General features: G+C 74.6%; 21 protein-coding genes. 14 read left to right on the top strand and 7 right to left on the bottom strand.

The window, feature by feature from the left end; genetic code table 11:
• Nucleotides 1-13: 13 nt before the first annotated feature.
• Nucleotides 14-2,416, bottom strand: a complete 2,403-nt coding sequence (locus tag QMF80_RS10365; RefSeq protein WP_283451843.1) for an ABC transporter ATP-binding protein/permease — start codon at nt 2,414-2,416, stop codon at nt 14-16.
• A 235-nt stretch (nt 2,417-2,651) separates the two neighbouring features.
• Between QMF80_RS10365 and QMF80_RS10360 the strand changes: the two genes are divergently transcribed.
• The 5 genes from QMF80_RS10360 (at nt 2,652) to QMF80_RS10340 (ending at nt 8,103) form a co-directional block, all read left to right on the top strand.
• The gene (locus QMF80_RS10360; RefSeq protein WP_283451841.1) at nt 2,652-3,698 is read left to right on the top strand and encodes a cation diffusion facilitator family transporter; all 1,047 of its coding nucleotides are present in this window, start codon (nt 2,652-2,654) and stop codon (nt 3,696-3,698) included.
• A gap of 46 nt (nt 3,699-3,744) precedes the next feature.
• Complete coding sequence (locus QMF80_RS10355; RefSeq protein WP_283451839.1) at nt 3,745-4,227, top strand: NUDIX hydrolase; 483 nt, start codon at nt 3,745-3,747, stop codon at nt 4,225-4,227.
• A 49-nt stretch (nt 4,228-4,276) separates the two neighbouring features.
• Nucleotides 4,277-5,548 carry a Tm-1-like ATP-binding domain-containing protein gene (locus tag QMF80_RS10350; protein WP_283451837.1) on the top strand — a complete coding sequence of 424 codons (1,272 nt, stop codon included), beginning with the start codon at nt 4,277-4,279 and terminating at the stop codon, nt 5,546-5,548.
• Nucleotides 5,549-5,728: 180 nt separating this feature from the next.
• A complete protein-coding gene (locus QMF80_RS10345; RefSeq protein WP_283451836.1) occupies nt 5,729-7,321 on the top strand; it encodes a serine/threonine-protein kinase in 1,593 nt (530 codons plus the stop codon).
• Entirely contained in the window at nt 7,321-8,103 is a 783-nt protein-coding gene (locus QMF80_RS10340) for a hypothetical protein (protein WP_283451834.1), read from the top strand. Before QMF80_RS10345 ends, QMF80_RS10340 begins: the two co-directional genes overlap by 1 nt.
• A 541-nt stretch (nt 8,104-8,644) precedes the next feature.
• Here QMF80_RS10340 and QMF80_RS10335 read toward each other — a convergent pair.
• Nucleotides 8,645-9,934, bottom strand: a complete 1,290-nt coding sequence (locus tag QMF80_RS10335; protein ID WP_283451831.1) for an ATP-binding protein — start codon at nt 9,932-9,934, stop codon at nt 8,645-8,647.
• A gap of 193 nt (nt 9,935-10,127) precedes the next feature.
• Between QMF80_RS10335 and QMF80_RS10330 the strand changes: the two genes are divergently transcribed.
• Nucleotides 10,128-11,603 carry a glycosyltransferase family protein gene (locus QMF80_RS10330; RefSeq protein ID WP_502962813.1) on the top strand — a complete coding sequence of 492 codons (1,476 nt, stop codon included), beginning with the start codon at nt 10,128-10,130 and terminating at the stop codon, nt 11,601-11,603.
• 160 nt (nt 11,604-11,763) lie between these two features.
• On the top strand, nt 11,764-12,570 hold the full coding sequence (locus QMF80_RS10325; RefSeq protein WP_283451828.1) for a trypsin-like serine peptidase: 807 nt from the start codon (nt 11,764-11,766) through the stop codon (nt 12,568-12,570).
• A gap of 24 nt (nt 12,571-12,594) precedes the next feature.
• On the opposite strand, the gene QMF80_RS10320 is transcribed toward QMF80_RS10325, so the two are convergent.
• Genes QMF80_RS10320 through QMF80_RS10310 form a run of 3 tightly spaced genes read right to left on the bottom strand, consistent with a single transcriptional unit; the run spans nt 12,595 to nt 15,292 of the window.
• Entirely contained in the window at nt 12,595-13,089 is a 495-nt protein-coding gene (locus QMF80_RS10320; RefSeq protein WP_283451825.1) for an NUDIX hydrolase, read from the bottom strand.
• Nucleotides 13,090-13,098: 9 nt separating this feature from the next.
• The gene (gene lnt / locus QMF80_RS10315; protein ID WP_283451823.1) at nt 13,099-14,739 is read right to left on the bottom strand and encodes an apolipoprotein N-acyltransferase; all 1,641 of its coding nucleotides are present in this window, start codon (nt 14,737-14,739) and stop codon (nt 13,099-13,101) included.
• 37 nt (nt 14,740-14,776) lie between these two features.
• The gene (locus QMF80_RS10310; RefSeq protein ID WP_283451821.1) at nt 14,777-15,292 is read right to left on the bottom strand and encodes a hypothetical protein; all 516 of its coding nucleotides are present in this window, start codon (nt 15,290-15,292) and stop codon (nt 14,777-14,779) included.
• A 125-nt stretch (nt 15,293-15,417) separates the two neighbouring features.
• Here QMF80_RS10310 and QMF80_RS10305 point away from each other — a divergent pair, with 125 nt between their 5' ends.
• Nucleotides 15,418-15,939: a VOC family protein gene (locus QMF80_RS10305; RefSeq protein WP_283451818.1), complete on the top strand. Its 522-nt coding sequence runs from the start codon at nt 15,418-15,420 to the stop codon at nt 15,937-15,939.
• A gap of 42 nt (nt 15,940-15,981) precedes the next feature.
• Nucleotides 15,982-16,575 (top strand): TetR/AcrR family transcriptional regulator, encoded by a 594-nt coding sequence (locus QMF80_RS10300; protein ID WP_283451816.1) that lies wholly within the window; start codon nt 15,982-15,984, stop codon nt 16,573-16,575.
• A gap of 281 nt (nt 16,576-16,856) precedes the next feature.
• Here the strand turns inward: QMF80_RS10300 and QMF80_RS10295 are convergent, their stop codons facing one another.
• Nucleotides 16,857-17,657, bottom strand: coding sequence for a glutamate racemase (locus QMF80_RS10295; RefSeq protein WP_283451814.1), 801 nt, complete (start codon nt 17,655-17,657; stop codon nt 16,857-16,859).
• 222 nt (nt 17,658-17,879) lie between these two features.
• Here QMF80_RS10295 and QMF80_RS10290 point away from each other — a divergent pair, with 222 nt between their 5' ends.
• The 5 genes from QMF80_RS10290 to QMF80_RS10270 all read left to right on the top strand — a co-directional run bounded on the left by QMF80_RS10290 (nt 17,880) and on the right by QMF80_RS10270 (nt 24,360).
• Complete coding sequence (locus QMF80_RS10290; protein ID WP_283451813.1) at nt 17,880-19,052, top strand: glycosyltransferase; 1,173 nt, start codon at nt 17,880-17,882, stop codon at nt 19,050-19,052.
• A 259-nt stretch (nt 19,053-19,311) separates the two neighbouring features.
• Nucleotides 19,312-19,857 carry a DUF6643 family protein gene (locus tag QMF80_RS10285; RefSeq protein ID WP_283451811.1) on the top strand — a complete coding sequence of 182 codons (546 nt, stop codon included), beginning with the start codon at nt 19,312-19,314 and terminating at the stop codon, nt 19,855-19,857.
• 68 nt (nt 19,858-19,925) lie between these two features.
• A complete protein-coding gene (locus tag QMF80_RS10280; RefSeq protein ID WP_283451809.1) occupies nt 19,926-20,759 on the top strand; it encodes an MOSC domain-containing protein in 834 nt (277 codons plus the stop codon).
• Nucleotides 20,760-21,130: 371 nt separating this feature from the next.
• Nucleotides 21,131-21,730, top strand: a complete 600-nt coding sequence (locus QMF80_RS10275; protein ID WP_283451807.1) for an Rv1733c family protein — start codon at nt 21,131-21,133, stop codon at nt 21,728-21,730.
• Between the two features lie 122 nt (nt 21,731-21,852).
• Nucleotides 21,853-24,360 carry a right-handed parallel beta-helix repeat-containing protein gene (locus QMF80_RS10270; RefSeq protein WP_283451805.1) on the top strand — a complete coding sequence of 836 codons (2,508 nt, stop codon included), beginning with the start codon at nt 21,853-21,855 and terminating at the stop codon, nt 24,358-24,360.
• Here QMF80_RS10270 and QMF80_RS10265 read toward each other — a convergent pair.
• Nucleotides 24,311-26,818 carry a hypothetical protein gene (locus QMF80_RS10265; protein WP_283451802.1) on the bottom strand — a complete coding sequence of 836 codons (2,508 nt, stop codon included), beginning with the start codon at nt 26,816-26,818 and terminating at the stop codon, nt 24,311-24,313. The two genes, QMF80_RS10270 and QMF80_RS10265, sit on opposite strands and share 50 nt — an antisense overlap.
• Between the last annotated feature and the right edge of the window lie 78 nt (nt 26,819-26,896).

The following is a 26,896-nucleotide window of genomic DNA, read 5'->3' as shown; positions in this document are numbered from 1 at the left end:
GCGGCCGCTCCCGTTACTTCCGCATGATCGCGGGCTCGTGGCGGCGCAGCAGCCGGGCGACGAGCACCCCGAACAGCACGGACAGGGCGGCCAGCATCCCGAGGTTGAGCACCCAGGTCCCGGCGGAGTGGGCGAAGAGCGGGTCGTCGGTGAGTTTCCCGGGGACGAGCGCGCCGAGGTCGATGGTGCCCGCCATGGCGCCGAGCGCCCACCGGGAGGGCACGAACCAGGCGAGCTGCTCGATCACCGGTACCCCGTGGAGCTGCAACAGCGCTCCGCAGAAAACCACTTGGACGATGGCGAGGAGGACCAGCAAGGGCATGGTGACCTCCTCCTTCTTCACCAGGGCGGAGACCAGCAGGCCGAGCATCATCGCGGTGAAGGACAACAGGGCTACCGCCAGGGTGATTTCAATGAGCGGCGGCAGGAACACGCCTCTGCCGCCGGGGGCGTTGTGTTTCACCCCGAAGAGGCCGACGAGGGTGAGGACGACGGCCTGGGCGACGGTGATGGCGCCCAGCACCACGACCTTGGACATCAGGTAGGCGGACCGGGACAGGCCCACGGCGCGTTCGCGCTGGTAGATCACGCGTTCCTTGACGAGTTCGCGTACGGCGTTGGCGGCGCCGGTGAGCACTCCGCCGACGCACAGGATCAGCAGGGCGTTGATCGCGGTCTCGGGGGTGAGCTCGCTGCCCGCCAGCGCCCGGGCCATGGCGCCCATGACGAAGGGGAGGGCGACCATGATGGCCAGGAACGTGCGGTCGGCGCCCAGGGCGGCGGCGTAGCGCCGGACCAGGGTGGAGAGCTGCGCGCCCCAGCTCTGGGGTTTGGGCGGCGGCAGCCGCAGGCCCGCGGCGGAGGCCGAGGGGGCGCCGTCGGCGCGGGCCCGTACGGGCGCCGCGGCGCTGGTGGCGTAGCGGCGCTGGTACGGCGAGGCGCGGTACTCCCCCGCCCAGTCGCGGTCCTCTTCGTTCCCGAAGGCCTCGAAGGCCTCGGGCCACCCGGTGTGGCCGAAGTATCCGAGGGTCTCGTCGGGCGGGCCGTAGTACGCGATCCGGCCACCCGGGGCGAGGACGAGGAGCCGGTCGCAGACGTCCAGGCTGAGCACGCTGTGGGTGACGACGATGACCGTGCGGCCGTCGTCGGCGAGGCCGCGCAGCATGTGCATCACGGACCGGTCCATGCCCGGGTCGAGACCGGAGGTGGGTTCGTCGAGGAAGAGCAGGGAGGGTTTGGTGAGCAGTTCGAGGGCGACCGAGACGCGTTTGCGCTGGCCGCCGGAGAGGCTGTGGATCGGCTGGTCCGCCCGCTGGCCCAGGCCGAGTTCGCGGATGACCTCGGCGACCCGGGCCTCGCGTTCGGCCGTGGCGGTGTCCTGGGGGAAGCGGAGTTCGGCGGCGTAACCGAGGGCGCGGCGGACGGTGAGCTGCGCGTGCAGGATGTCGTCCTGCGGGACCAGTCCGATGCGGCTGCGCAGTTCGGCGTAGTCCCGGTAGAGGTCGCGGCCGTCGTAGAGGACGGTGCCCTGGTCGGCGGGTCGCAGGCCGGTGAGGGCGCCGAGCAGGGTGGACTTGCCCGCGCCGCTGGGGCCGACGACGGCCAGCAGGCACTTGGCTCCCACGGGGAAGGAGACGTGGTCGAGGAGGACCTTGCGGCCGTGGTCGACGGCGACGGTGAGGTCCTGGACGTCGAGGGAGACCTCGCCGGTGTCCACGTACTCCTGGAGCTGGTCGCCGACGAGGCAGAAGGCGCGGTGCCCGATGCCCACGATGTCGCCCTCGCCGAGGCGGGCGCGGTCCACGGGGGAACCGTTGAGGTAGGTGCCGTTGTGGCTGCCGAGGTCGGCGATCTCGTAGCCGCCGCCGGGGAGCGCGCGCAGTTCGGCGTGGCGCCGGGAGACCACGAGGTCGTCGAGGACGAGGTCGTTGTCGGGGGCCCGGCCGATGGTGAGGGCGGTGCGCGGGCCCGCCGCGGCCCGGTCCGGCAGCGGGCGTACGGAGGTGGGCTGCCGGAAGGTGCCGGTGAGGGCGGGGTTGGTGACGGCGGAGGGGCGCGGCGCCGGGTGGGGCCGGGCGGGCGGCGGCGCGGGCGGGGCCGGGGCGGCGAACACGGCGCGCGGACCGTCGGCGGAGCTGCCGAAGCGCAGTTCGCTGCCGGGGCCCACGCCCCAGGCGTGGACGCGGTGGCCGTCGGCCCAGGTGCCGTTCGTACTGTCCTCGTCCTCGACGGTCCAGTGGTCGCCGTCGGGGCGCAGGACGGCGTGGTGCCAGGAGACGCGGGCGTCGTCGAGGCAGATCTCGCAGAGGGGGTCGCGGCCGACGTGGTAGGTACGGGCCGGGCTCATCACGGTGGAGCCCCGGTCCGTTTCCAGGACGAGTTCGGGAGCGGTGGGCGCACCGGGGTGCTGGGCCATGAGCCGATTTTCCCACGGCGGGGCCTTCTGGGCCCGTCCAGCGGGCGCGGAACATCACCGCAGGTCAGAGTGGTCTTATGGGTAATGACAACGGTCCCCGTTGCAGCCTTTGCCGATCCTCTCCGGGTGCGCTTCACTTCACGCGTCGGATCCGAACGGTCCGAACGGTCCGAACGTTGCGAGCAGACGGGACGGACGGGATGTACCGGCAGACCGAACAGACGGGGGACCAGCGATGAGTGCGCACGACCACGCACACGATCACGGACCGGACGGGCCCGGGGGGCACGGCGGCGCCGGTGGCCACGGCGGGCACGCGCACGGGGTCGCGGAGAACGCCGACCGCCGCTGGCTGGGGATCGCGCTCGGCCTGATCGGCGCGTTCATGGCGGTCGAGGTCGTCATCGGTCTCGTGGCCCGCTCGCTGGCCCTGATCTCCGACGCCGCCCACATGCTGACGGACGCCGTCTCGATCGTCCTGGCGCTGATAGCGATGCGGCTGGCGGCGCGGCCCGCGCGCGGCGGGTTCACGTACGGGCTCAAGCGCGCGGAGATCCTTTCCGCCCAGGCGAACGGGCTGACCCTGCTGCTGCTGGCGCTCTGGCTGGCGTACGAGGCGGTCCGGCGGCTGGTCGACCCGCCCGAGGTGCAGGGCGGCCTGGTGCTGGTCACGGCACTGGCCGGGATCGTCGTCAATGTGGTGTGCGCCTGGTGCATCTCCAAGGCGAACCGGTCCTCGCTCGCGGTCGAGGGTGCCTACCAGCACATCCTGAACGACCTGTTCGCCTTCATCGGGACGGCCGTGGCCGGTCTGATCGTTCTCACCACGGGCTTCGTCCAGGCGGACGCGATCGCCACGCTGATCGTGGTGGTGCTGATGGTGAAGGCGGGGTACGGGCTGGTCCGCGAGTCCGGCCGGATCTTCCTGGAGGCCGCGCCCGCCCATGTGGACCCGGACGCGGTCGGCGACCGGCTGGTGTCGCACCCGCCGGTGACCGAGGTGCACGACCTGCACATCTGGACGATCACCTCGGAGCAGGCCGCGCTCTCGGCGCACGTGCTGGTGGAACCGGCGGGTGACTGCCACGCCGTACGCCGTGACCTGGAACGGCTGCTGCGGACGGAGTACGGGATCACCCACACCACCCTCCAGGTGGACCACGTGCAGGACGGTCTGCTCTCGGTGGGCCGGGCGGGCGAGCACCCCGATGGCACGGCTCCGGACGGGCACTGCGCGGACGCCCACGGCCCGGTGCACCGCGAGGGGCCCCACCACCACTGACTGACCGGACCGCTGAACCACGGCCCCGCGGGGCATACATCGGTCCATGACACAGAAGCGCAGCGCCGGTCTGCTGCTGTTCCGCCGGGTCCCGCCGGGTGTGGCGGAGGCCGGGGTCGAGGTGCTCCTCGGCCACATGGGCGGCCCGTTCTGGGAGCGGCGCGACGCCGGGGCCTGGTCGGTTCCCAAGGGCGAGTACCTGGCGGACGAGGCCCCCCGGGACGCGGCCCGTCGGGAGTTCACCGAGGAGATCGGGCTGCCGCCGCCGGAGGGCCCGTACCTTCCGCTGGGCGAGGTGCGCCAGACGAACGGGAAGCTGGTGACGGTCTGGGCGGTCGAGGCGGACCTCGATCCGGAGCTGATGCGGCCCGGGACCTTCACGATGGAGTGGCCGCCGGGGTCGGGGCGGACGGAGGAGTTCCCGGAGCTGGACCGGGTGGCCTGGTTCGCTCCACCGGTGGCCCGAAGCAGCCTGGTGACGTCCCAAATCGCCTTCCTGGAGCGGCTGTTGACGCTCTTGCACGATTGACTCGACCTTGACTTGCCAGCGGGGCCCGACCGCGTGGACATTACACATCATGACGAGCGTCGTGCTGGTGGGAACCCTGGACACCAAGGGTGTCGAGTACGGCTGGTTGCGCGAGCGGCTCTTGCGCGCCGGCGTCGAGGTGGTCCTGGTCGACACAGGAATCATGGGCGATCCACGGGTGCCCGCCGACGTACCGCGGGAGGCGGTGGCCCGGGCGGCGGGAACGGAACTGACGGAGCTGCGCGCGGCCGCCGACCGGGGCGCGGCCGTGACGGCCATGGCGCGGGGCGCGGAAGCCACCTTGTTGCGGATGCACGCCGACGGGCGGCTCGACGGCGTGCTGGCGGTAGGGGGCAGCGGGGGCACGTCCATCGCCACCCGGGCGATGCGGGCCCTGCCCCTGGGCGTGCCGAAGCTGATGGTGTCCTCGATGGCGTCCGGTGACGTGGCGCCGTACGTCGGATCGTCCGACATCACGATGATGTACAGCGTGGTGGACATCGCGGGGATCAACAGCGTCTCCGCGCCCGTCCTGGCGAACGCCGCCGAGGCCGTAGCGGGCATGGCCAAGGCCTTCGCGCGGTCCTCCCGCGAACTGCGCCCCGCCCTCCCGGGCGGGGGCGGGGGCAGAGGCGGAGACGGGCGGCCGCTGATCGCGGCCAGCATGGCGGGGGTGACCACTCCCGGGGTGGACGCGGCCCGCGAGCGGCTGACCGGGCTCGGCTACGAGGTGCTGGTGTTCCACACCAGTGGCGCGGGCGGCCGGACCCTGGAGACCCTGGCCGGTCAGGGTCTCTTCGCGGGGGTCCTGGACCTCACGCTCAGCGAACTCGCCGACGATCTGTGCGGCGGGATCCTCACCGCCGGTCCCGACCGGCTCAGCGCGGCCGGGCGGGCGGGAATTCCGCAGGTGGTGAGCCTGGGCGCGCTGGACATGGTCAAGTTCGGGCCGCTGGAGAGCCTGCCGGAGCACGCCCGCTACCGGCGGGTCCGGGTGCACAATCCGTCGATCACGGTGATCCGTACGACCGAGGCGGAGTGCGCGGAGCTGGGCCGCCGGGTCGCGACCAAGCTGCGGGTGGCGACCGGACCCACCGCCGTCTGCCTGCCGCTGCGCGGGCTGTCCACGCTGGGCGCTCCCGGCGGTCCCTACCACGATCCGGGGGCGGACCGGGCGCTGTTCGGGGCGCTGCGCGAGGGGCTTCGGGGCAGTTCCGCCCACCTCTACGACTACGACACCCACATCAACGACCCGGCCTTCGGGCGGGCGGCGGCCGACCGGCTGCACGACATGATCGCGGTCCGGGAGGCCGCCGCCTGAACCACGTCCCGGATCCTGGCTGAAAATCTGCCCGAACCGCGGCCGGAACCAGTGGATGAGACAGCCTTCCGGCCGGGAACCGGCCACGGCACAATCCGTGTCCCAGGAGATGGCCCGGCACCGCCGGGGCGCCCAAGGACATCTCGAACGACACGGTGACGCCATGGCAGAGGGCGAACGATGAAGACGTGGACCGTTCCCGGTTACACGCAGGACAGGGAACTCGGCGCGGGCGGCAGCGGCCGCGTGGTGCTCGCCGTGCACGACGCGACGGGTACGGCGGTCGCCGTGAAGTACCTCGCCGACCGGCTGCGCCGGGACCCGGCGTTCGTCCGGGAGTTCCGGGCGGAGGCCCGGCTGCTCGGCGGCCTGCACTCGCCGTACGTGGTGGGGCTGTACGAGTACGTGGAGGCGCCCGACGGCGCCGCCATCGTGATGGAGCTGGTGGACGGGATCTCCCTGCGCGCACTGCTCAAGCGCTCGGGGAGCACCGACACGGAGGCGGCCCTGGTGGTGCTCAAGGGGTCCCTGCTGGGACTGGCCGAAGCGCACCGCGCGGGGGTGGTGCACCGCGACTACAAGCCGGAGAACGTGCTGGTCGCGCAGGACGGTTCGTCGAAACTGGTGGACTTCGGGATCGCGGCGGGGCGCGGTACGACGCCGGGGGTGGCGGGCACGCCCGCCTACATGGCGCCGGAGCAGTGGCAGGGCGAGCCCGCCTCGCCCGCCGCCGACGTGTACGCGGCCACCGCGACCTTCTTCGAGTGCCTGACCGGGCGCAAGCCCTTCGCCGGGGAGAACTTCGCCGAACTGGCCGTCCAGCACATCGAGGCGCCGGTCCCGGAGGCCGAGGCGCCCGAGCCGGTACGCCCGCTGATCCGCCGGGGGCTGGCGAAGCGGCCGCAGGAGCGTCCGGAGAACGCGGACGCGTTCGTCGCCGAGCTGGAGGTCGTGGCCCGCGCGGCGTACGGGCCGGACTGGGAGGAACGCGGGCAGCGCAAGCTGGCGGCGCTGGCCGCGCTGCTGCCGCTGCTGTTCCCCTCCGCGGGCGCTCCGGCCGCCGGGACGACCGCGCTGGCCACGACCGTCCTGCCGCCACCGCCGCCCGTGTCCTGGCGGCCGGGGCGGCGCGGCTTGGTGGCGGCCGGAACGGCTCTGGTGCTGGGCGCGGTGCTGGTGTTCGCGGCGCAGGCGATCGGTGCCTCGCCGGACGCGAGTTCGGTGGTGAGCGCGTTCGCGACGACGAGCGCGGGGCCGCCGGGACCGGGCGCGCCGGGTCCGTCCCCGTCGGATTCTCCCTCGCCGTCCCCCTCCGCGTCCTTGTCCGCCTCGCCGTCCCCCTCGGCTTCGGTCTCGGCCTCGCCGTCGCCGTCGCCGTCCCTCTCGGTGAAGCCGACGCCCACGCCGAGCCCGACGCCGAGCACGACTCCGTCCCCGACGCCGACGGTGGTCGTGGGATCGGTGTCGGTGGCCCTCGCCACCAGCCCGAGCGTGGGGCGGGCGACGGTGTCCCTCAATGCCAAGGGGGGCCCGGTGACGGTGCGGATCGAGTGGTTCCTCGGCACCGAGTCCGGTGATCTGCGGTACGCGGACGGCGCGGACACGCTCACGGCGCAGCCGGGCGCGGTGGCCCCGCTCGTCCAGTCGCACACCGTCACCCGGGGTCTCGGCTGCTACCTGAGCGTGCGCGTCACCACCGTCCCGGCGGCGGGCGGCGGGGCCGCGACGGACTCGAAGCCCATCCCGCGCTGCCAGGCGCAGGTGCCGCGCTGATGAGCGATCCCGACGACCGTACCCAGCCCCTCCAGCCCCTCCAGCCCCTCCAGCGTCCCGGCCCCGAGGAGCCGCCCGGTTCCGCCGGGCCCCCGGCGGCCCCCGAGGAGGACGGTTACAGCGCCACCGTGCTCGGCAGCCACTGGATCAGCGGGCCGCCGGAGCACCCGGAGCACCCGGAGCGTCCGGAGCGTCCGGAGCGTCCGGACGGCCTCGCGGCGACCCGCCGCATCGCTGCCCCCGGAGGCCCTGAGGGGCCGGAGGCCGTGCCCGACCGGGTCGAGGGCTCCGTGCTGCGGTTCGGACCCGGGGTGACGGCAGGCGTGGCCGCGCCCTTCCCGGTGACCGCGCCGCCGCCCGCGGCCGTGGCCGCGCGCGGGCGACGCGGGGCGGGGCTGCGCCGCTACGCGCTCGCCCTCGTCGTGCTGGCCGCCGTCCTCGCGTACCTGGGCTGGCAGCGGTACGGGCCCGCCGTGGCGGTCCGGGACGTCCGGGTGAGCACGGACGCGCGGGGCCCCGGCTGCGACTCGACGGCCGATGTGGTGGCCGTCGTACGGACCAACGGGAACCCGGGGACGATCCGTTACCGCTGGGTGCGCGGCGACGGCAGCCGTTCGGACGTGCTGAGCGAGCGGGTGCCGCGCGGGGAGCGGGAGGCGCGGCTGCACCTGCTCTGGACCTTCCGCGGGACGGGCGACTACCCGGCCCGGGCGGAGATCCGGATCGAGGAGCCCGGCGCGCACACGGCGGCCGTGGAATTCAGCTACCGCTGCCCCCGGTAGCGGGGAGGCGGATCACCGCCACGGCCGTGAGCCGCAGCGCGGGTCCGGGCAGGGTCATGAAGATCATGAAGATCACGAAGCCCACGGGCGGCTTCCTCCGTCGGAGGGCGGCAGGGTCGGCCGGTGTGACGTCGTCCCACCGGCCCCTCCCCCGTTCGGCCCATCGGGCCGTGGCCTTCCGGCCGAAGCCCCGAGCCCGGGCCGGCTGGTTGACTCGAAGGTGTTGACGGAGGTGTGCAGGACACCTCCACGGCACCCTGCGTGTCACGTTCCAGCCGGCGAACACCCCAACCGGAACGTGGCCGTTCCGCACGGATGCCACGTCCGCGCGGGAGGCCCGTGGCTGCTTTGGGGAGCGGCCGCGGGCCATTTCGCATGCTCGGCCGGCTGGCGGGGGCCGCGGCGCGGGCCCGCGCTCCGGCACCGCGCCGAGGCGCGGCAGCGGGCGGCGCGGGCCGGGCAGGATCCGCGAGAGACGGCCCAGTGCCGCGTCAGGCACCGGACGCCGCTCCTTGACGGGCAGACATCGCCTGACGCGGCACTAGAACCGGGCGTGCGCGGTGATGTCCGCCTCGAACTGGCCGGTCAGTGCCGGTGTCACGGTCGGCTTGCACTGGGCCACCGCCGCCAGGTAGTCCTCCGTGCCCGCGCCGGGCGGCCCCGCCACCGCGCCCCGGGTTCCGGCCGCCTCCAGATCCCGTTCGAAGGACACCTGCGCCGCGATCCGCGCCGCGTGCTCGATGTCGGCGGGCGTGAACAGCTCGCTCGCCTCCACCAGGGCCGCCACGTCGACGTCCGCGCGCCCCGCCGTGTAGCGGGCCCAGATCGCGGCGCGCGCCCCGGCGTCCGGGGTGCCGATGGGGATGAGGTAGTCGAAGCGCCCGGGCCGCAGGAAGGCGGGGTCCAGCGACCGGATCGAGTTCGTCGCGCAGACCAGCAGCCGCTCACCACCCTCGCGGAATCCGGGTATCAGCTTGAGCAGCTCGTTGGTGACCCCGTGGATCCCGCCGGGCTGCGCGGGTTCGGTGCGCACGGGCGCGATCTCCTCGACCTCGTCGATGAAGACCAGGACCCGTTCCAGTTCGGCGATCCGGGCGAAGGCGCCGCGCAGCGCGGTCGCCAGGTTCCCCTCGTCGGCCAGCCGGGAAGGCAGCAGTTCCACGAAGGGCCAGCCCAGGCGGGAGGCGATCGCGCGGGCGAAGGTGGTCTTGCCGGTGCCGGGCGGCCCGAAGAGGGTGATGGCGCGCGGCGGCCGGACCCCGTGCTGCGCGGCCCGTTCCGGTTCGGCCAGGGGAAGCACCACGCGCCGTTCGATGAGGTCCTTCTCGGTCTCCATGCCCGCGACCGCGTCCCACAGGTCGGCGGGCAGGAAGCGGCCGCCGAGTTCGTCGAGGAGACCGGCCGCCGGACCGTGCAGCGGCTCGGTCTTCTCGAAGTACGCGACGGCGGGCTGCCGGGTGTACCCGGCGTTGAGCAGCCCCTCCCCGAGCAGGTCCTCCTCGGGCAGGACGTACGCGATCCGGCCGACCCGGGCGGCGATCAGCCGCCGCTCCAGCTCGACCAGCAGGGCGCTGGCCAGGCCCCGGCCGCGCCAGCCTGCACAGATCGCGATCCGCATCACCCAGGCCCGCTCCCCCGCGACGCAGGCCAGGGCCGCGCCGATCGGTACGCCCTGGTGGACGGCGACCACCGCGGGCTGGCGCCCGGTGAGGGCGCTGATGCACTCGGCGAGTGAGAAGACCGACTCCTGGCCCAGTTCGGCGGTGGTGTCGATCAGGTGGACGACCGCGGCCAGATCGCTCTCGCGGTAGTCGTGGATGAGCCAGTTCACCGGGCGGCGCCCCTCGTTCGTACTGCTCCTGCGTACTCCTTGCGGCGAGGCTAGGGGCGCCGGCGCGGGGTGATCACGTGCCGCGGCGCACAACCAGCGGTCGGGAACCTTCCGTCGCGTCCATAGACTGGTCGTTCCCGCCCCGCACCCCCTTTGAGGACCCAGCACTTCCATGACTTCCGGCATATCGCGCGTGTCCCGTGTCCCTGCGAGCGGATACCGGCACACCGGCTGGCTGGTTCCCGCCCTGTGGACCCTGGGCCTGGGGCTGTGGGGGCTGTCCCGGCAGGACAGCGTCTGGCGCGACGAGGCCGCGACCTGGCAGGTGGCCCGGCGTTCGGCGGCCGAGATCTGGCACATGCTCGGCAACGTCGACGCCGTGCACGGGCTGTACTACCTGCTGATGCACGGCCTCTTCGAGGTGTTCGGGCCGAGTACGACGACCCTGCGGCTGCCCTCCGTCCTGGCCGTGGCGGCCGCGGCGGGCTGCGTGGCGGTGACGGCGCGGCGGCTGGTCCCGGGACCGGCCGGATTCTGGGCGGGCCTCGGCGGCGGAACGGCCCTCGGGCTGCTGCCCGCCGTCCAGTTCCAGCTCCAGGAGGGCCGCCCGTACGCCCTGGTGCTGGCCGGGGCCGGGCTCTCCACCCTGCTGCTGACCGGGCTGCTCCAGGACCGGCCGGGCCGTCGGGCGTGGCCGCGCTGGACGGCGTACGCCCTCGCGGTCCTGGTGTGCGCGCTGCTGAACTGGCTGTCGCTGCTGGTCCTGCCCGCGCACGCCGTCACCCTGTGGTGGACGCGGGCCGGGCGCGGGGTGCTCGGGCGCTGGGTCCTGGCGTCGGCGGGGGCGGGGCTGGGGGCGTTGCCGCTGATCCTGTTCAGCCGGAGCCAGTCCGGGCAGGTCTCCTGGATACCGCCGCTGACCTGGCACATGCTGATCGGCCCGGCGGTCCTGCTGGCCATCGGAACCCTGTGCGCCCCGCTGGACGGGCCGCGCACCCGGCGGCTGTCGGCCGCCGCCGTCGGGCTGCCGCTGCTCGTGGTGCCCTTCGTGGCGCTGGCCGGGCTGTCACTGGTGCAGCCGCTGTTCCTGGACCGGTACGTGCTCTTCGCGATGCTGGGGCTGGCGCTGCTGATCGGCGCCGGGCTGGGCGCGGGTGTACGGGCCGCCGCGCGCCGTTCTCCCCGGGCGGCCGCGCTGATCGTGCCCGTGGTCATCGGGGCCGCGGTGCTCGCGATGCTGCCCATGGAGCGGGAGCGGCGGGCACCGGCCAGCCGGGTGGACGACGTGCTCGCGGTGGCGCACGAGGTGGCCCGGCTGAAGGACGACGGGGACGCGGTGCTCTTCGTGCCGGCCGCGCGCCGGGACACCGCGCTGGTCTCCCCCGGGAGCTTCACCGGGCTGGCCGACATCGCGCTCGCCCGGACCCCGGCCGAGTCGGGGACCCTCAAGGGCGTCGAGGGCGAGGATCCGGCGCGGCTGCGGGCCGCGATGCTCGCGCAGCGGCGGATCCTGCTGGTCACGGACGCGGCGAAGGCGGCGAAGCCGTCGGGGGCGACGCGGGACCGGGTGAAGGCGGCGGTCCTCGGGGAGGGCTTCACCCCGGTGGCGGACCGGGAGGTGCGCGGGCGCCGGGTAACGGTCTACGAGCGGACCGCGGGCGGCCGCTGAACGCTCGGCGGGGCCGTAGGCGGCCCGGGGGGCGGTCCGGCGGGGGTGCGGGGCGAGGTGCCGGGCGAGGTGCCGGGCGAGGTGCGCGGCCGCCGAATTCACAGGGGATTCTTATGGAATCCGAGGCTCCGGCCATAGGTTCGGGCTACACGATCTGGGCATGATCCAGCGCATGTTTCCCCGACAGGCCCTCCGTGCCCGCCGCGCGGCCCGTGTCGTGCTGGCGATGGCCGCGATGTCCGCCCTGCTCACGGTGGACATCCCGGACGCCTCCGCCGCTCCCCCGCTGGGAGTGACCGCGCAGGCCCCGGTGGCGGGATCCACGCAGCGGGTGGGCGCCCTTTTCACGGCCGGGCCGGACGGCGGGCACTACTGCACCGCGTCCGTGGTCCGCAGCGACGGCCACGATGTGATCGCGACGGCCGCCCACTGCCTGGGCGACGTGCAGAACACCGTGTTCGTGCCTGGCTACCGGGACGGCACCGCGCCGTACGGGGCCTGGCAGCTCACCGGCCAGTACGTCGACCCGAGCTGGCAGGACGGGCAGGACCCGGACGCCGACATCTCCTTCGCGACCGTCGCCCCGCTGAACGGTCGGCAGATCGAGGACGTGGTCGGCGGCTTCCCGGTACTCGCGGAACAGCCCGACGACGTGACGGTGACGATCGTCGGCTACCCGGCCGGTGACGAGGTTCCGCTGGTCTGCTCGAACGACACCACGATGCTGAGCCCGACCCAGCGCCGCGTCGACTGCCCGGAACTGGCCAGTGGCACCAGCGGCAGCCCGTGGCTGGCGGACGGCGCGCTCGCGGGCGTCCTGGGCGGATACCAGGCCGGCGGCGAGGTCGACGACGTCTCCTACAGCGCGGTCATGGGCGACACCGCTCAGGAGCTGTACCGCGAGGCCGCGGGCCGGGCCGCCGATCAGGGCGTCCACCACGTAACCCGCGACGCGTCGTGGTCCTGACGGCGCGAGGCGCCGGGACCTGGGCTACGCGTCCTCGAAGTCCACTTCGGGCACCGCGAACCAGGCCGTCGGCTCGTCCGACAGGGCCCGGTGGATACGGTCCACGGCGAAGGGTTCGAGCGGCGGCAGCGCGTCGACGGCGAACCAGGCCACTTCCAGCGACTCCGCGTCGTTCACCCGGGCTTCCCCGCCCGTGGCGCGGCAGCGGAAGGTGATGTCCGTGAACTGGCACTCGTCCCCGTTGGGGTAGACCATCGGGGACAGCTGCTGGACGAGTACGACCCGCTCCGGGACGCACCGTACGGCGGTCTCCTCGTACACCTCGCGCACCGCGGTCTCGGCGGGCTGCTCGCCGGGCTCGCAGATGCCGCCGATGACCGACCAGTTGCCGGTGTCGGCGCGCCTGCCGAGCAGTACCCGCCCGAGGTCGTCGAGGACGATGGCGGTCACGCCGGGCAGCAGGAGCAGCTGATGCCCGGCGTGCGCGCGGATCCTGCGGATGAACTCGGGGGTGCTCATCCCCCGACCCTACGACGCCTTGCGGCGGGAGCCGATCGCGCGGGCCAGCACCAGGCCGAGACCGGCCGCGGCGAGCGCGAGGAGGGCGTACTCGGGCAGCGGGCCGAAGCGGGTCGCCGGGGTCTGCCCGGAGCGCAGCGGGATGGTCGCGACGAGGGCGTCCGGGACGAACATCTTGGTCCGCTGGACGACCGTGCCGTCGGGGCGGATGACGGCGCTGACCCCGCTGGTGACCGGAACGAGGACGGTCCGGCCGTGCTCGACGGCCCGCACCCGGTCCATGGCGAGCTGCTGGTAGGTCATCTGGCTGCGCCCGAAGGTCGCGTTGTTGCTCGGTACGGCGATCACCTGGGCCCCGGCCTGGACGGTGGAGCGCACCGCGTCGTCGAAGGCGGCCTCGAAGCAGGTGACCATGCCGACCCGGCTGCCCCCCATGTCGAAGACGCCGGGTTCCCTGCCGGGGCCGAAGTCGCGCCGGACCCGGTCCACGTCGGAGCTGAAGAGCCGGACGAAGGAACGCATCGGCATGCGCTCGCCGAACGGCTGGATCTTGCGCTTGTCATAGGTGGAGGTGGGTCCCTTGACCGGGTCCCAGAGGATCATCGTGTTGCGCAGCGGGCCCGTCTCGGGGGCCAGGACCGAGCCGATGGCCACGGGGACCCCGATGGCCTTGACGGCCTGGTCGATCACCGCGTAGGCGTCGGGTTCGGCGAAGGGGTCGAGGTCGGAGGAGTTCTCCGGCCAGACGACGAAGTCGGGCCGCGGGGCGCGGCCCGACCGGACGTCGTCGGCGAGCTGGATCGTGCGCTTGGCGTGGTTGTCGAGGACCGCCCGGCGCTGGGAGTTGAAGTCCAGCCCCATGGTCGGCACGTTGCCCTGGATCACGGCCGCCACGGCGGTGCCGTCCTCGGCGTCGTCGGAGACGAGCGGGCGGGCGGCGAGGGCCGCGACGAGCGGTACGGCGACGCTCAGCGCGGCGACGGCCGCGGTGACGGCGGTCGCCCGGGTCACGGCCTGCCCGTCGGAGCGCGCCCGGCGCCCGGTGAGGCGGCCGACGCGCAGGGCCTCGTACAGCCCGAATCCGCACAGGGCCACGGCGAAGCCGACCAGCGGGGTGCCGCCGAGCGCGACGAGCGGGAGGAAGTACCCGTCGGCCTGCCCGAACGCGATCTTGCCCCAGGGGAAACCGCCGAAGGGGATCCGGGCCCGGACCGCCTCGCCCGCGACCCAGACGGCGGCGGCCCACAGCGGCCACCCGGGCAGCCGCCGGACCAGGCCGATCCCGAGCCCGGTGAGCCCGACGAACACCGCCTCCAGCAGCGCGAGGGCCAGCCACGGCACCGGCCCGACCTCCTCGCCGGTCCAGGAGAGCAGCGGCAGCATGAAGCCGAGCCCGGCGAGCAGCCCGAAGCCGAACCCGGCGCGCGCCCGGCGCACCTGGAGGCACCAGCCGAGCAGCGCGAAGGCGAAGGGCGCCAGCCACCACAGCGGCCGGGGCGGGAAGCTCAGGTAGAGCAGCACCCCGGAGAGCACCGAAGCCCCGGCGCGCACCAGCCAGGCGGTCCTGCGCGCCCGTGGGGACGCGGGGCCGCCGGGTGCGGGCTGGGCTGGGGGTTCGTCGTCGACCGCTCGGGTGGCGCTGCTGCTCATCTGGCGGAGTGTACGTCGCCCGGCTGAGCGCGCGGCACTAGCCGGTGAGGGAGCGCAGGTGGGTGCGGATGACGCGGACGGCGTTCTCGGCGTCGTCGACGGTCACGGTGAAGACCTTGCCGTCGCCGAGCCGCAGCACCAGGCCCTCGCCGCGCCGGACGATGACGGCGGTGCCCTTCTCGGGGCGCCAGCGGTAGCCCCAGCCGCCCCATTGCTGGGGGGTGATCCGGGGGGCGAACTCGGCCTCGGTGACCTCGGCGAGGCTGATCCGGCGGCGCGGCAGCCCTATGTGGCCGCAGCGCACTTCCAGGCTCTGCGAGTCGACGGTGACGGCGACGTGGACGAAGGCGAGGGTGCCATACAGGATCAGCAGCCCGGCGGCGAGGCAGCCGACGACCGACATCACCAGCGGGATGATCCCGGCGGTCCAGGCGGAGTCGACGGCGAGTTCGATGCCGAGCGCCAGGCAGGCCACGCCCGCGGCTGCCATCAGCCACTGCACGCGGTTGGAAGCCCGGCCGGTCCAGAGCGGGCCCGGAGGGTGGTCCGTCATGTGTAGCAGCGTACTCACGTTCCGCACGCGCGCCACCGCCTCTCGCCCCTTTGGTCCCCGGGTCGTCCAGGCGGCACCTGCCCGCGGTTGACATCAACCAAACTTGAGGTTTTAGGTTCCTCCCCATGACGCATCCCACGGCGCGGCGGACCACCGGACCGGCCGTCCAGCAGCCTGTCCGGCGGACCGTTCCGGAGCGCCACCGCACTGCGGTGGTGCCCCACATCCTGGTGGCCGACGCGGCCGCCGCCATCGACTTCTACACCCGGGCCTTCGGCGCGACCGAGGACTTCCGGCTCGGCCGCCCGGGGAACGGGGGCGGGATCCTGCACGCCGAGATCCGGATCGGCGCGGCCGTCCTGATGCTGGGCGACGCGGTGGGCGAATCCGGGGAGGGGCCGTTCGCGTCCCCCTCGGCGCTCGGCGGGACGTCCGTGGCGCTGCACGTCTACGTCGCGGACGTGGACGCGCTCGTACGGACAGCCGTGGCCGAGGGCGCGGAACTGCTCCAGGAGCCCGCGGACCAGTTCCACGGCGACCGGACGGCGATCCTGCGCGACCCCGCCGGGCACGTGTGGATCTTCCTCACCCACCAGCGGGAGGTGTCCGGGGAAGAACTGGCCCAGCGCCTGGCACGGGAGCCGTAGAACCCGGACGACCCCCGGCGGCCCCGTCGTTAGGCTGCCCCGGTGAACCAGGACCGGAGAGACCTGCTGCGGGACGCGGCCGTCGACGTACTCGCGGACGCGGGGGGCCGGGGGCTGACCCACCGGGCCGTCGACGCGGTCGCGGGGGTGCCGCCCGGCACGGCGAAGAACTACTACCCGACCCGGGACGCGCTGCTGCGGGCCGTGGCCGAGCGGTGTGCGGAGCGGTACCGGGAGCGGGAGCGGGCCTTGGGCGGGGGCGACGGCGGCCCGGGGCCCGTGGACCGGGCCGGTCTGGCCGCGGTGCTCGCCGGGACGCTGCGCGACGCGGCCGGGCCGGGGCGGCCGCGCGTGCTGGCCTGCCTGGAGCTGCGGACCGAGGCCGCCCGGCGGCCCTGGCTGGCCGCGCTGCTGGACCCGATCGGCGCCGCAGACTTCGCGGCCCACGCCCGGCTGCTGCGCGCGGCGGGGCTCCCGGACGCGCCGGAGCGGGCCCGCGCGCTGTCCCTCGCCCTGCACGGAGCGACCGGTCACCTGCTGACCGGGGCGCCTCGGACGCTGGCCGCTGCCGGGCTGGACGACCTGGACGGTTTCGCCCGGGCCGTGCTGGACGCCGTATGCCCGCAGGCCCCGTGAACCCGGGACCGCGCGCCCGGGCCGTCGGCGCCGTCATCGGCTCGGCGGTCGGCGACGCGCTGGGCGCGCCGTTCCAGTTCGGCCCCGAGGGCGCCTTCTCGGCCCGCTTCCCGGCGCCGGGCGCGGGCGGCGAGATGTGCGGGGGCGGCGCGGACGTTCAGTCCGGGGAGACGGTACGTCCGTCACGCGCCCGGGCGACGGAGGCCACGGTGTGGTCCTCACCGCGGCAGCGGGTCCGGGCCGGTTTCAGTGGCGGCCTCGACCAGGGCGTGGTCCTGGGGTCACCGCGCGGCGTGCGCCACCTGGGCCGCCGCGGCGAGGAGCCTGCCTTCGGCGTAGCCGAGGGCGGCGGCCGGGAGCTGCCCGGGGCGCCCGCTGTGCAGCACGGTGAGGGTGCCGGTGCGCGGCAGTTCCGGCGCGGGGTGGGCCCCGACACGGCGCAGCGCCTGGGCGGCGACGGGTTCGGCCGAGCCGTGGAAGACCGGCACGGCGCCGCCGGTCCGCGCGGCGAGGGCGGCCCGGATGGGTGCCTCGACCAGTTCGTAGTGGGTGCAGCCGAGGACCAGGTCGGTGACGTCGGGCGGGGTCAGTTCGGCGGCCGCCGCGACGGCCCGTACGACGGCTTCCGCGTCGCCGTGTTCCACGGCGTCGGCGAGCCCGGGGCAGGGCACCTCGGTGACCGGGACGCCCGCCGCGAAGTCACGGATCAGACCGCGCTGGTAGGGGCTGCCGGTGGTGGCCGGGGTGGCCCAGATGGCGACGCGGCCGCCCCGCGCGGCGGCGGGCTTGATGGCGGGGACCGTCCCGATGACCGGGATGCCCGGCTCCAGCTCCGCCCGTAGGGTGGGCAGGGAGTGCACGGAGGCGGTGTTGCAGGCCACGATCAGCGCCTGCGGCCGCAGCGCGGCGGCGGCCCGCGCGACCTCCAGCGCGCGGCCGGTGAGGTCGGCGGGGGTCCGCGGACCCCAGGGCATGCCGTCGGGGTCGGAGGAGATGACCAGGTCGGCGTCCGGCCGCAGCCGTCGCATCGCGGCGGCCGCCGCGAGGAGGCCGATGCCGGAGTCCATGAGCGCGATCTTCACTTGGTCACCTTAATCGACCCCCGGCCTCCGCCCGGGCACCGCGCTCCTTTCGCGCCACCTCCGCCACGCCGCCGCGGTCCCGGCCGAAGGGTCTCGGCGGGGGCGTGGCGAGGGGCCGCGGCGGGGCGCCTGGCGGAGGGCGACGGCGGGAGGCGGCGACGGGCAACGCACCCGGCGGCCGTGGTTCGGGACAGGCGACGCGCGGTTGGGCAGACTGCGGACATGGGCCCCCTCAGCATCGCCGCCTGCGCCTCGCTCGCCGTCTGGCTCTGGCTCACGTTCGGCCAGGGCATGTTCTGGCGGACCGACGTCCGGTTGCCGCCGCGCACCCCGCCCGCCCGCTGGCCCTCCGTCGCCGTCGTGGTGCCCGCGCGCGACGAGGCCGCGGTGCTGCCGCTGAGCCTGCCCTCGCTGCTCGCGCAGGACTACCCCGGCGAGGCCGAGGTGTTCCTCGTCGACGACGGGAGCACCGACGGCACCGGCGCGCTCGCGCTGGCCCTCGCCCGGGAACACCCGGGGCTGCCGCTGACCGTGTCCTGCCCCGGCGATCCCGCCCCGGGCTGGACGGGGAAGCTGTGGGCGGTGCGGCACGGGATCGGCCTGGCCCGGACCGCGCACACCGAGCCGCCGGAGTACCTGCTGCTCACCGACGCCGACATCGCGCACGAGCCGGACAGTCTGCGCGAGCTGGTCGCGGCCGCCGTATCGGCCGACCTCGACCTCGTGTCCCAGATGGCCCGGCTGCGCGTGGTCAGTGTCTGGGAGCGGCTCGTCGTCCCGGCCTTCGTGTACTTCTTCGCCCAGCTCTACCCCTTCCGCCGGATCAACCGCCCGGCGGCCCGGACCACCGCCGCGGCGGGCGGCTGCGTGCTGCTGCGCACGGAGACGGCGCTGCGGGCGGGCGTACCGGAGTCGATCCGGCAAGCGGTGATCGACGACGTGTCGCTGGCCCGGGCGGTCCGGCGGGCCGGTGGCCGGATCTGGCTGGGGCTGGCGGAACGGGTGGACAGTGTGCGCCCGTACTCCGGGCTCGGGGATCTGTGGCGGATGGTCTCGCGCAGCGCCTACGCGCAGTTGAGGCACCAGCCGTTGCTGCTGGTGGGGACGGTGGCGGGGCTGGCGCTGGTCTATCTCGCGCCCCCGGTGGCGCTGTGCGCGGGGCTGCTGACCGGGCAGCCGGTGGCCGCCGCGGCGGGCGGCCTGGCCTGGCTGCTGATGGCTGGAACGTATCTGCCGATACTGCGGTATTACCGGCAGTCGGCCGCGCTCGCGCCGCTGTTGCCGCTGACCGCGCTGCTCTATCTGCTGATGACGGTCGACTCGGCCGTGCAGCACTACCGGGGGCGCGGAGCGGCGTGGAAGGGGCGCACCTACGCCCGTCCCAGCGATGCGTGAAACGCACGTCGGCACGCCTTGACACGGCCCGGGCGGACATCCTCCGAGGTCACAGTGATATGAGGACTCGTCAGTCAACGGACCGTCAGGAGTGCCCACGGTGTGCACGAGTGGGAACAACTCGGGGTGGAAGCGACGAATCGTGCACGTGAACGTCAAGTGAAAAGGTGTGGCTTTGACCTGCGAAGATGCAGGTCAGGGCGGTGTTGACCAGACCTCGCTATGGACCCGGTGAAGTCGTGGGCTTAACTTATGTGCCATGACCTCCCCCCGCTCCACTTATGGCGGCGGTTACTACTCCGCGCCCTCCTTCCAGGACACCCCCATCTACGACTCGCTCGTCGCCGAACGAGGCACCCCCCAGATCGCGCCCATCCGCGTGCCGGCCGCCTACGACTCCACGGGTGGCGGCTACCAGGGCTACAACGCTCCGCAGGGCAACCACAACGGCTACTCGGGCGGCTACCTGCCGGCACTGCCCGCGGCCCTGCCCGCCCTGCCGCCGGCCCCCTCGCAGCAGCAGCAGCCCGCCTACGGGTACCCGTACCAGCAGCAGGGAGTTCCGCAGCCCGCGCCGCTGGCGCACGCGCCTGCCCCGTACATCCCGCAGCAGCAGCCGGTCGCGGCCCGCAGCGGCTACGCGCCCCAGCCCCAGCAGCCCCGCCCGGCCGCCACGGGCACCGGGTACGAGGCCATGCGCCCCGCCGCCCCGCGGCCCATGCAGGTCCCCGCTCCGGCCGCGTCCACGTCGCAGTCCGGTTACGAGGACCAGTACGGCCGCCCGTACCAGGGGCGCGGCTACTGACGGGGGTGACGGCGCACCGGCTCCGTACCGGCTGGTAGGCCGCCGGGGGCGGCTGACAAAATGCCCCCATGACGAACATGCGTGTCCAGGCCCTCCACGTCCACCCCGTCAAATCGGTAGCGGGGACCTCTCCCGATGAGGTGGCCGTGGAGCCCTGGGGCCTTTCCGGGGACCGCCGGTGGGCCGTGATCGACGCCGAGGGCAATGTCCTCACGCAGCGCCAGCGGCCGCGCCTCGCCCTGGCCTCGGCCCGGCCGCTGGAGAGCGGCGGGATAGCCCTGTCGGCGCCCGGGATGGGGTCCATCGCGGTGGAACCGCCCGCTCCGGGGCCCCTGCAGCCCGTGGTGCTGTTCGGGAAGAAGATCGCCACCGTGGTCGCGGACGACCCGGCCGGGCACGCCTGGATCAGCGAGTACCTCGGGCTCGCGGCCCGGCTGGTGCACCTCGACGATCCGGCCGTACGGCGTCCCGTGGACCCGGACTACGCACTGCCGGGCGAGACCGTGAGCCTGGCCGACGGATACCCGCTGCTGGTGGCCACCCTCGCCTCGCTGGACGCGCTCAACGCGCTGATCGCGCAGGGGGACCACCCGGAGGAGGGGCCGCTGCCGATGAACCGTTTCCGGCCCAATGTGGTGGTGTCCGGGACGGTGGCGTGGGCCGAGGACCACTGGAAGCGGATCGCGATCGGGGACACGGTCTTCCGCGGCGTCCGGGAGTGCGGGCGGTGCGTGATCACCACCACAGACCAGCGGACGGCGGAGCGGGGCAAGGAACCGCTGAAGACCCTGGCCAAGCACCGGCGGATCGGGAAGTCGCTGGCCTTCGGCCGGCTGGTGGTGCCGGTGCAGGTGCAGGTGGGAACGGTCCGGGTCGGGGACGAGGTCCGCGTACTGGACTGAGCCGGGGCGCGGGGCTCCGGGCCGAGGGGCGGCGCGGGAGGGAGCGAGGGGGACTCGAGCCGGGCCCTAGGCGGGCCCGCGAGGCTGGGCCGACCCGCCCGGACGCCGTTCGGAGCCCGCCAGGAACCGGTCCTGGCCCGTCTGACGGTATCCGGACTGACACCTTCGGGCGGCTCCGCGCGCGAACGGGAACCGACCGGCCCCGCAGCGCCGTTGTGCCGGATGAGACGCGTGACATCGAGTTCCGGACCGACCACCGGATCGGGTGACACACGTCTCGCGAGTCCCGGAATGCGCGTCCCCGGGACATGGGCGAGGCTTGGACGCGCAGGCAGACGGAGGCAAGGGGGTGCCCGACCGTGTGGACGGCAATGGGAGTCTGGCGTTGGCGGCGCAATCCGCTGCGCAGGCAGACTGATCTGATCGAGGCCTGGGTGGCCTTCGCCGCTCTGGTGTGCGTGCTGGTGGTGGTTCCGGCCGTGGGCTGCACGGCCGGTCTGCGCGTGGACATCACGCTCCAGCGCGCGGCGCGCGAGCAGCTCCAGGAGCGGTACCTCGTCCCGGCGGTCGTGGTCCGGCCCACCGCTGATCCCCCGTCCGGGGCGTCCGCCGACCCTGCCGCCCAGCGGCAGTCCCCGCAGCGGACCCAGATCGTCGCCTCGTGGACCGCGCCCGACGGCACCAGCCATCAGGGGATGGTCCCGGCCGCGGAGGAACCGCCGCACGCGGGCGACCGGTTCCGGATATGGACCGACACCGCGGGGCGGATCGTGGGGCGCCCGCTGGACCCCTCCACCGCCGCCGTCCACGCCGGACTTGCGGGTCTGGCCGCCGCGATCGGCGCGGCCGCGTTCGTGGAGACGCTCCGGCGCATGGTCGTACGCCGCCTCATGCATCGGCGGTACATACGTCTGGACCGGGCATGGGCGGCGGCCGGACCCGACTGGGGCCGGGCGGGCGCGGGCAGCTGACCTGGCAACTCACCGGGCCCCGCGCGCGCTACGGTGGAGCGGCCGGTGCGGGTGGTGCGGGTGACCCCTCGTCCGGTTCGGGAACTTCGGTACGAGAACGAGGGTGGGGGCACGGCGGCACGATGGCACAGGGCACGGTCCAGGTGACGCACGGCGGGCCTTCGCGATGGCGGCGCCGCTCCGGTGAGTATCCGACGCTGACCGCCGCGCTGGCCGCCGCGGGCGACGGGGACGTCCTGTCCATCGCTCCCGGTACCTATCGCGAGAACCTGGTGCTGAGTCACGCCGTCACCCTGCGCGGGCCGGAGGGCGGACTGGGTTCGGTGCGCATCGCGCCGCCCGACGGGGTGGCGCTGACCATCCGGGCCTCGGCGATCGTCCAGGACCTGCACCTGGAGGGGCAGGACCGGGCCGCGCCCGCGCTGCTCGTCGAGGACGGCTCCCCCGAACTGACCGACCTGCGGGTGAGCACCCGGTCCGCGGCGGGCATCGAGGTCCGCGGCGGCGCACGGCCCGTGGTGCGCCGGTGCACGGTCGAGAACCCGACGGGCGTCGGCATCTCCGTGATCGACGGCGGTGGCGGGGTGTTCGAGGAGTGCGAGGTGGTGGCCGCCGGGCAGACCGGCGTCTCGGTGCGCGGCGGCGGGCACCCCCGGCTGGAGCGCTGCCGGATCCACCACAGCACGGGCGCGGGCATCGGGGTCACCGGCGAGGGCTCGGGCCTCGACGCGCTGGGCTGCGAGGTGTACGAGATCAAGGGCACCGGCGTGCAGATCGCCGCCCGCGCCTCCGCCCGGCTCACCGACTGCTCGGTGCACCGCACCTCGGCCGACGGGGTCACCCTGGACACCGACGCGGTCCTCACCCTGGCCGGGTGCGACATCCATGACATCCCCGAGAACGCGGTGGACCTGCGCTCGCGTTCGGTCCTCACCCTCAGCCGCACCACCGTGCGCCGGTTCGGCCGCAACGGCCTGTCGGTATGGGACCCGGGCACCCGGGTGGACGCCGACTCCTGCGAGATCCACGACAGTACGGGCGACTATCCGGCGGTGTGGATCAGCGACGGGGCGACCGCCTCCCTCGACTCCTGCCGGGTGCACGACGTACCGGACGCGCTCTTCGTGCTGGACCGGGGTTCGCGCGCCGACGTGGTGGACAGCGACCTGTCCCAGGTGCGCAACACGGCCGTCTCGGTCAGCGACGGCGCCACCGTGCAGCTCGACGACTGCCGGATCCGCGAGGCGGCCACCGGTGCCTGGTTCCGCGACCACGGCAGCGGCGGCACCCTCGCCAACTGCACCATCGACTCGGTGCAGACGGGCGTGATCGTCACCAAGGGCGCCGATCCGGCGCTGGAACGGTGCACGGTCAGCTCGGCCACCGAGGCCGGTTTCTACGTGTCGGCGGGCGGCCGGGGCACCTTCCACGCCTGCCGGGTGAGCGGCAGCTCCGGCTTCGGTTTCCACGTGATCGACGGCTGCCGGACCTCGCTGACCCGCTGCCACACCGAGCGGTGCGCGCGCGGGGGCTACGAGTTCGCCGAGGAGGGTCCGCTCTCCGAGGAGTGCACGAGCGACGAGGCCGGGGTGCGCGCCGGCGTCCTGGGCGCGGCGTCCTCGGCGGGCGTCGGCGCGGGGGCCGGAGTCGGGGCTGGCGTGCGGGGCTTCGGACCGGCGGCCGTCGTTCCGGCTCCCGCCGGTCCGGGGGACGGCGCCGGGGCCGGTGCGCGCGGCGGGCACGGCACCCCGCCCGAGGCGGCGGCGGTCCCCGGTCAGCGTTCCGGGGACGGGGACGCCGGTTCGGCGGCCCGGGGCTCCGGAGAGGTGCTGGGGCAGCTCGACACGCTGGTCGGCCTGGAGAGCGTCAAGCGCGAGGTGCGGGCCCTCACCGACATGATCGAGGTGGGCCGCAGACGGCAGCGGGCGGGCCTGAAGGCCGCCTCCGTACGCCGCCACCTGGTCTTCACCGGGTCCCCCGGCACCGGAAAGACCACCGTCGCCCGCCTGTACGGAGAGATCCTGGCCTCCCTCGGGGTGCTGGAGCGCGGACATCTGGTCGAGGTGTCCCGGGTCGACCTGGTCGGCGAACACATCGGGTCCACCGCGATCCGTACCCAGGAGGCCTTCGACCGGGCCCGGGGCGGGGTGCTGTTCATCGACGAGGCGTACGCCCTGGCGCCGGAGGACTCGGGCCGGGACTTCGGCCGGGAGGCCATCGACACCCTGGTCAAGCTGATGGAGGACCACCGGGAGGCGGTGGTGGTCATCGTCGCCGGGTACACGGCGGAGATGGACCGCTTCCTGACCGTCAACCCGGGTGTCGCCTCGCGGTTCTCCCGGACCATCACCTTCGGGGACTACGGCCCGGGCGAACTGCTGCGGATCATCGAGCAGCAGGCGGAGGAGCACGAGTACCGGCTCGCCGAGGGCACGCCCGAGGCGCTGCTGACGTACTTCACCGAGCTGCCGAAGGGGCCGGCCTTCGGCAACGGCCGCACCGCCCGGCAGACCTTCGAGTCGATGGTCGAACGGCACGCGGGGCGGGTGGCCCAGCTCGCCGAACCGACCACGGACGACCTCACCCTGCTGTTCGTGGAGGACCTTCCGCTGCTGTCGTCCCCTTGCTGAGGCGCGGCCCGCGTTCCGGTTCCGCTTCCGTCTCCTGATCCGGTTCCGCTTCCGGGCCCGGGCCCGTTTCCGGAGCCGTTTCCGGGCCCGTGAGGAGCAGCCGGGCCAGCAGGGCGGCGCGTTCGGCGGCGAAGGACGGGTCGGCCTGGTAGTCGGAGTGGCCCAGGACGGGCGCGGGCAGCGGGTACTGGGGCGTACGTCCGTACGCGACCGGGTCGGCCAGCGGCCCCCGGTCCACACCCCGGTCCACGCCCCCGCGTACGTCCGGCAGGACCGGGCCCCCGATGGGGTCGGTGGCCCGCCAGAGGTTGCGCCAGCAGTCCACCTCGCGGTGCAGGGCGGTGAGCGGGCCGGGCCCGAAGTAGGCCGGGAACCAGCGGCCGTAGAGCCGGGCCAGCGGCGAACCGTAGGTGAGCAGCGCGACCCGGCGGCGGATCTGGGGCGGCAGCTGCCAGACCGCGGCGGCCGCGAGCACACTGCCCTGGGAGTGCCCGGAGATGACCAGTCGGCCGCCGGTCCGCGCGGTCCAGGTGGTCATCCGCCAGGTGAGGTCGGGGACCGCGCGTTCCGCGTAGCAGGGCGGTGCGAAGGGGTGGGCCGCGCGGGGCCAGAAGGTGCCCACGTCCCAGAGGATGCCGATGGTCCGGCGGGCGGAGGCGTCCCGGTAGGCGCGGCGGCCCCAGGTGACGAACAGGACGAAGCCGAAGCCGACCAGCCAGGACCCGGCGTCCTGCGCGGCGCGCGCGGCGCTCTCCAGGACGGGGCCGGCGTGACGGGCGGCCTCACCCGGGACCTGCCCGCTGAGCCAGGCTCCCGCGACGGCGCCCGCGCCGAGGAGCAGGGTGACGGTGGAGACCGCGCCGATGAACCAGGGCGCGGAGTCGGTGAGCGCGGCGGCGGCCCGGGCTCCCGCGATCCGGCGGCTGCGCGAGCGGTCCGGCCGGGCCCCCGGGTACTCGGCGGCGACGGTGGCGGCGGTCCTGCGCACGGTACGGGCGCCACGCACCCCGAACCAGCAGGCCGCGAGGAGCAGGACGAGGAGCAGCGGCGGGAGTACGGCGGCCTGCCAGGACAGCAGCACGGGCGGCCCGGCCACCTCGACGGCGCCCGGGGACGCGATCGCGGAGGCGCCCGGGGACACGGCGGCGGGCGCGGAGGCGGTCGTGCCGGAGCCCGGTCCGCCCGTGGCCCCCAGCCAGTCGCCCACCCACTGCGCGACCCCGCCGGTCATCACCCCGCCGAGCGCGCACCCGAGCATCGCCACGGCCGGGCCGCCCAGCCCGCGCAACGCGCCTCCGCTGCCCCGGCGGTGCAGGTGGGCGGCGACGGCCGCCAGGGCCAGCACTCCCCCGCCCTGGGCCAGGACGAGGGCGCCGAAGGCGAAGTCCCCGGGGAGGCGCCCGGTGGAGGCCCAGCCCGGGCGGGACCAGCAGGCGTAGCAGAGCACCACGGCCAGCAGGGCCAGCGCGCAGCCCGGCAGCAGGGTGACCACGGCCCGGTCGAGGCGGTGGTCGGCCCGGGCCTCGGTGCGCCCCCGCCTGCAGACCACCCGGAGGACGACGAGGGCCCCGGCCGCGAGCAGCGCCTGGACGGCCCGTCCCAGCTCCGGCGGCGGCGCGGTTGCGGCCGCTCGGGCGTCGTAGCGCAGGACCGGAACCGCGACGGCCGCCGCGACGGTGAGCAGTCCGGCCGCGGTGTGCGCCGCGCGCAGCCGGGCCACGAGCCGTCGTCCGTACCAGAATCCGGGCCGTCCGAGAGCGGGGGCGGCGCCCTCCGCGCCGTCCTCGGCCTCGTCGGGCTCGGGGGTGGTGGGGGGCGGCGGCTGGGATTCGTACGCACTCCACGTGCGGTTCGAGAGGTACCAGAGCAGCCAGGTCAGTCCGGCCGGGACCAGTGCGCCCAGCGCCAGGCGCCGCCCCGGCTGGGACCACCAGCCTCCGCGCTCGGGCGAGAGAACCGCGAGCCAGGGGCGGGAGGCCGCGCAGTGCTCCGAGCCCGCGCACTGCCAGGCGAAGAGGTCCAGCGAGACCTCGCAGGCGGCCGCGATCAGCAGCACGGTGAGGGTCAGGGCGGTGATCCGTACGAGCACCCCGTACGTCCGCACCGCGCGGACGGCCCCGGCGGGCGCGGGCGGCCGGGCCCAGTGGGCCAGGTTGGCCACCATGAACGGCAGGAGCAGCAGCCACAGCGCGCGGGCGCCGTTCCCGGAGGTGAGCCGGGACCAGCAGTAGACCTCGGGGACCGGACGCCCCCGGTAGCGCTCGGGACGGGCCTCGGCGTCGGCGTCGGCGGTGCGCCGGAAGACGGCGGCGGTGGAGTCCCCGGTGACGCGGACGGTCCGCGGATCGCCGAGCAGTTCCTCGGGGGCGGCTCCGGCCACCCCGTGGACCAGCAGTTCGAGCGCGAGCGGTCCGGCGGCCCCCTCGGGGCCGGGGCGGGGCGCGGGGATGTCCGGCACGGTGGCCTCCACTCTCGGGGGCGGCGGCGACGGGCCCCGCCTCCAGCATCCCGCGTGCGGACCGTGCTGCCCAGCACC

Origin of the sequence: Streptomyces sp. G-G2, from assembly GCF_030063135.1 — a bacterium.
In the GTDB taxonomy this organism is placed as follows: Bacteria; Actinomycetota; Actinomycetes; order Streptomycetales; family Streptomycetaceae; genus Streptomyces.
This window is presented reverse-complemented; position numbering and strand designations above follow the sequence as displayed.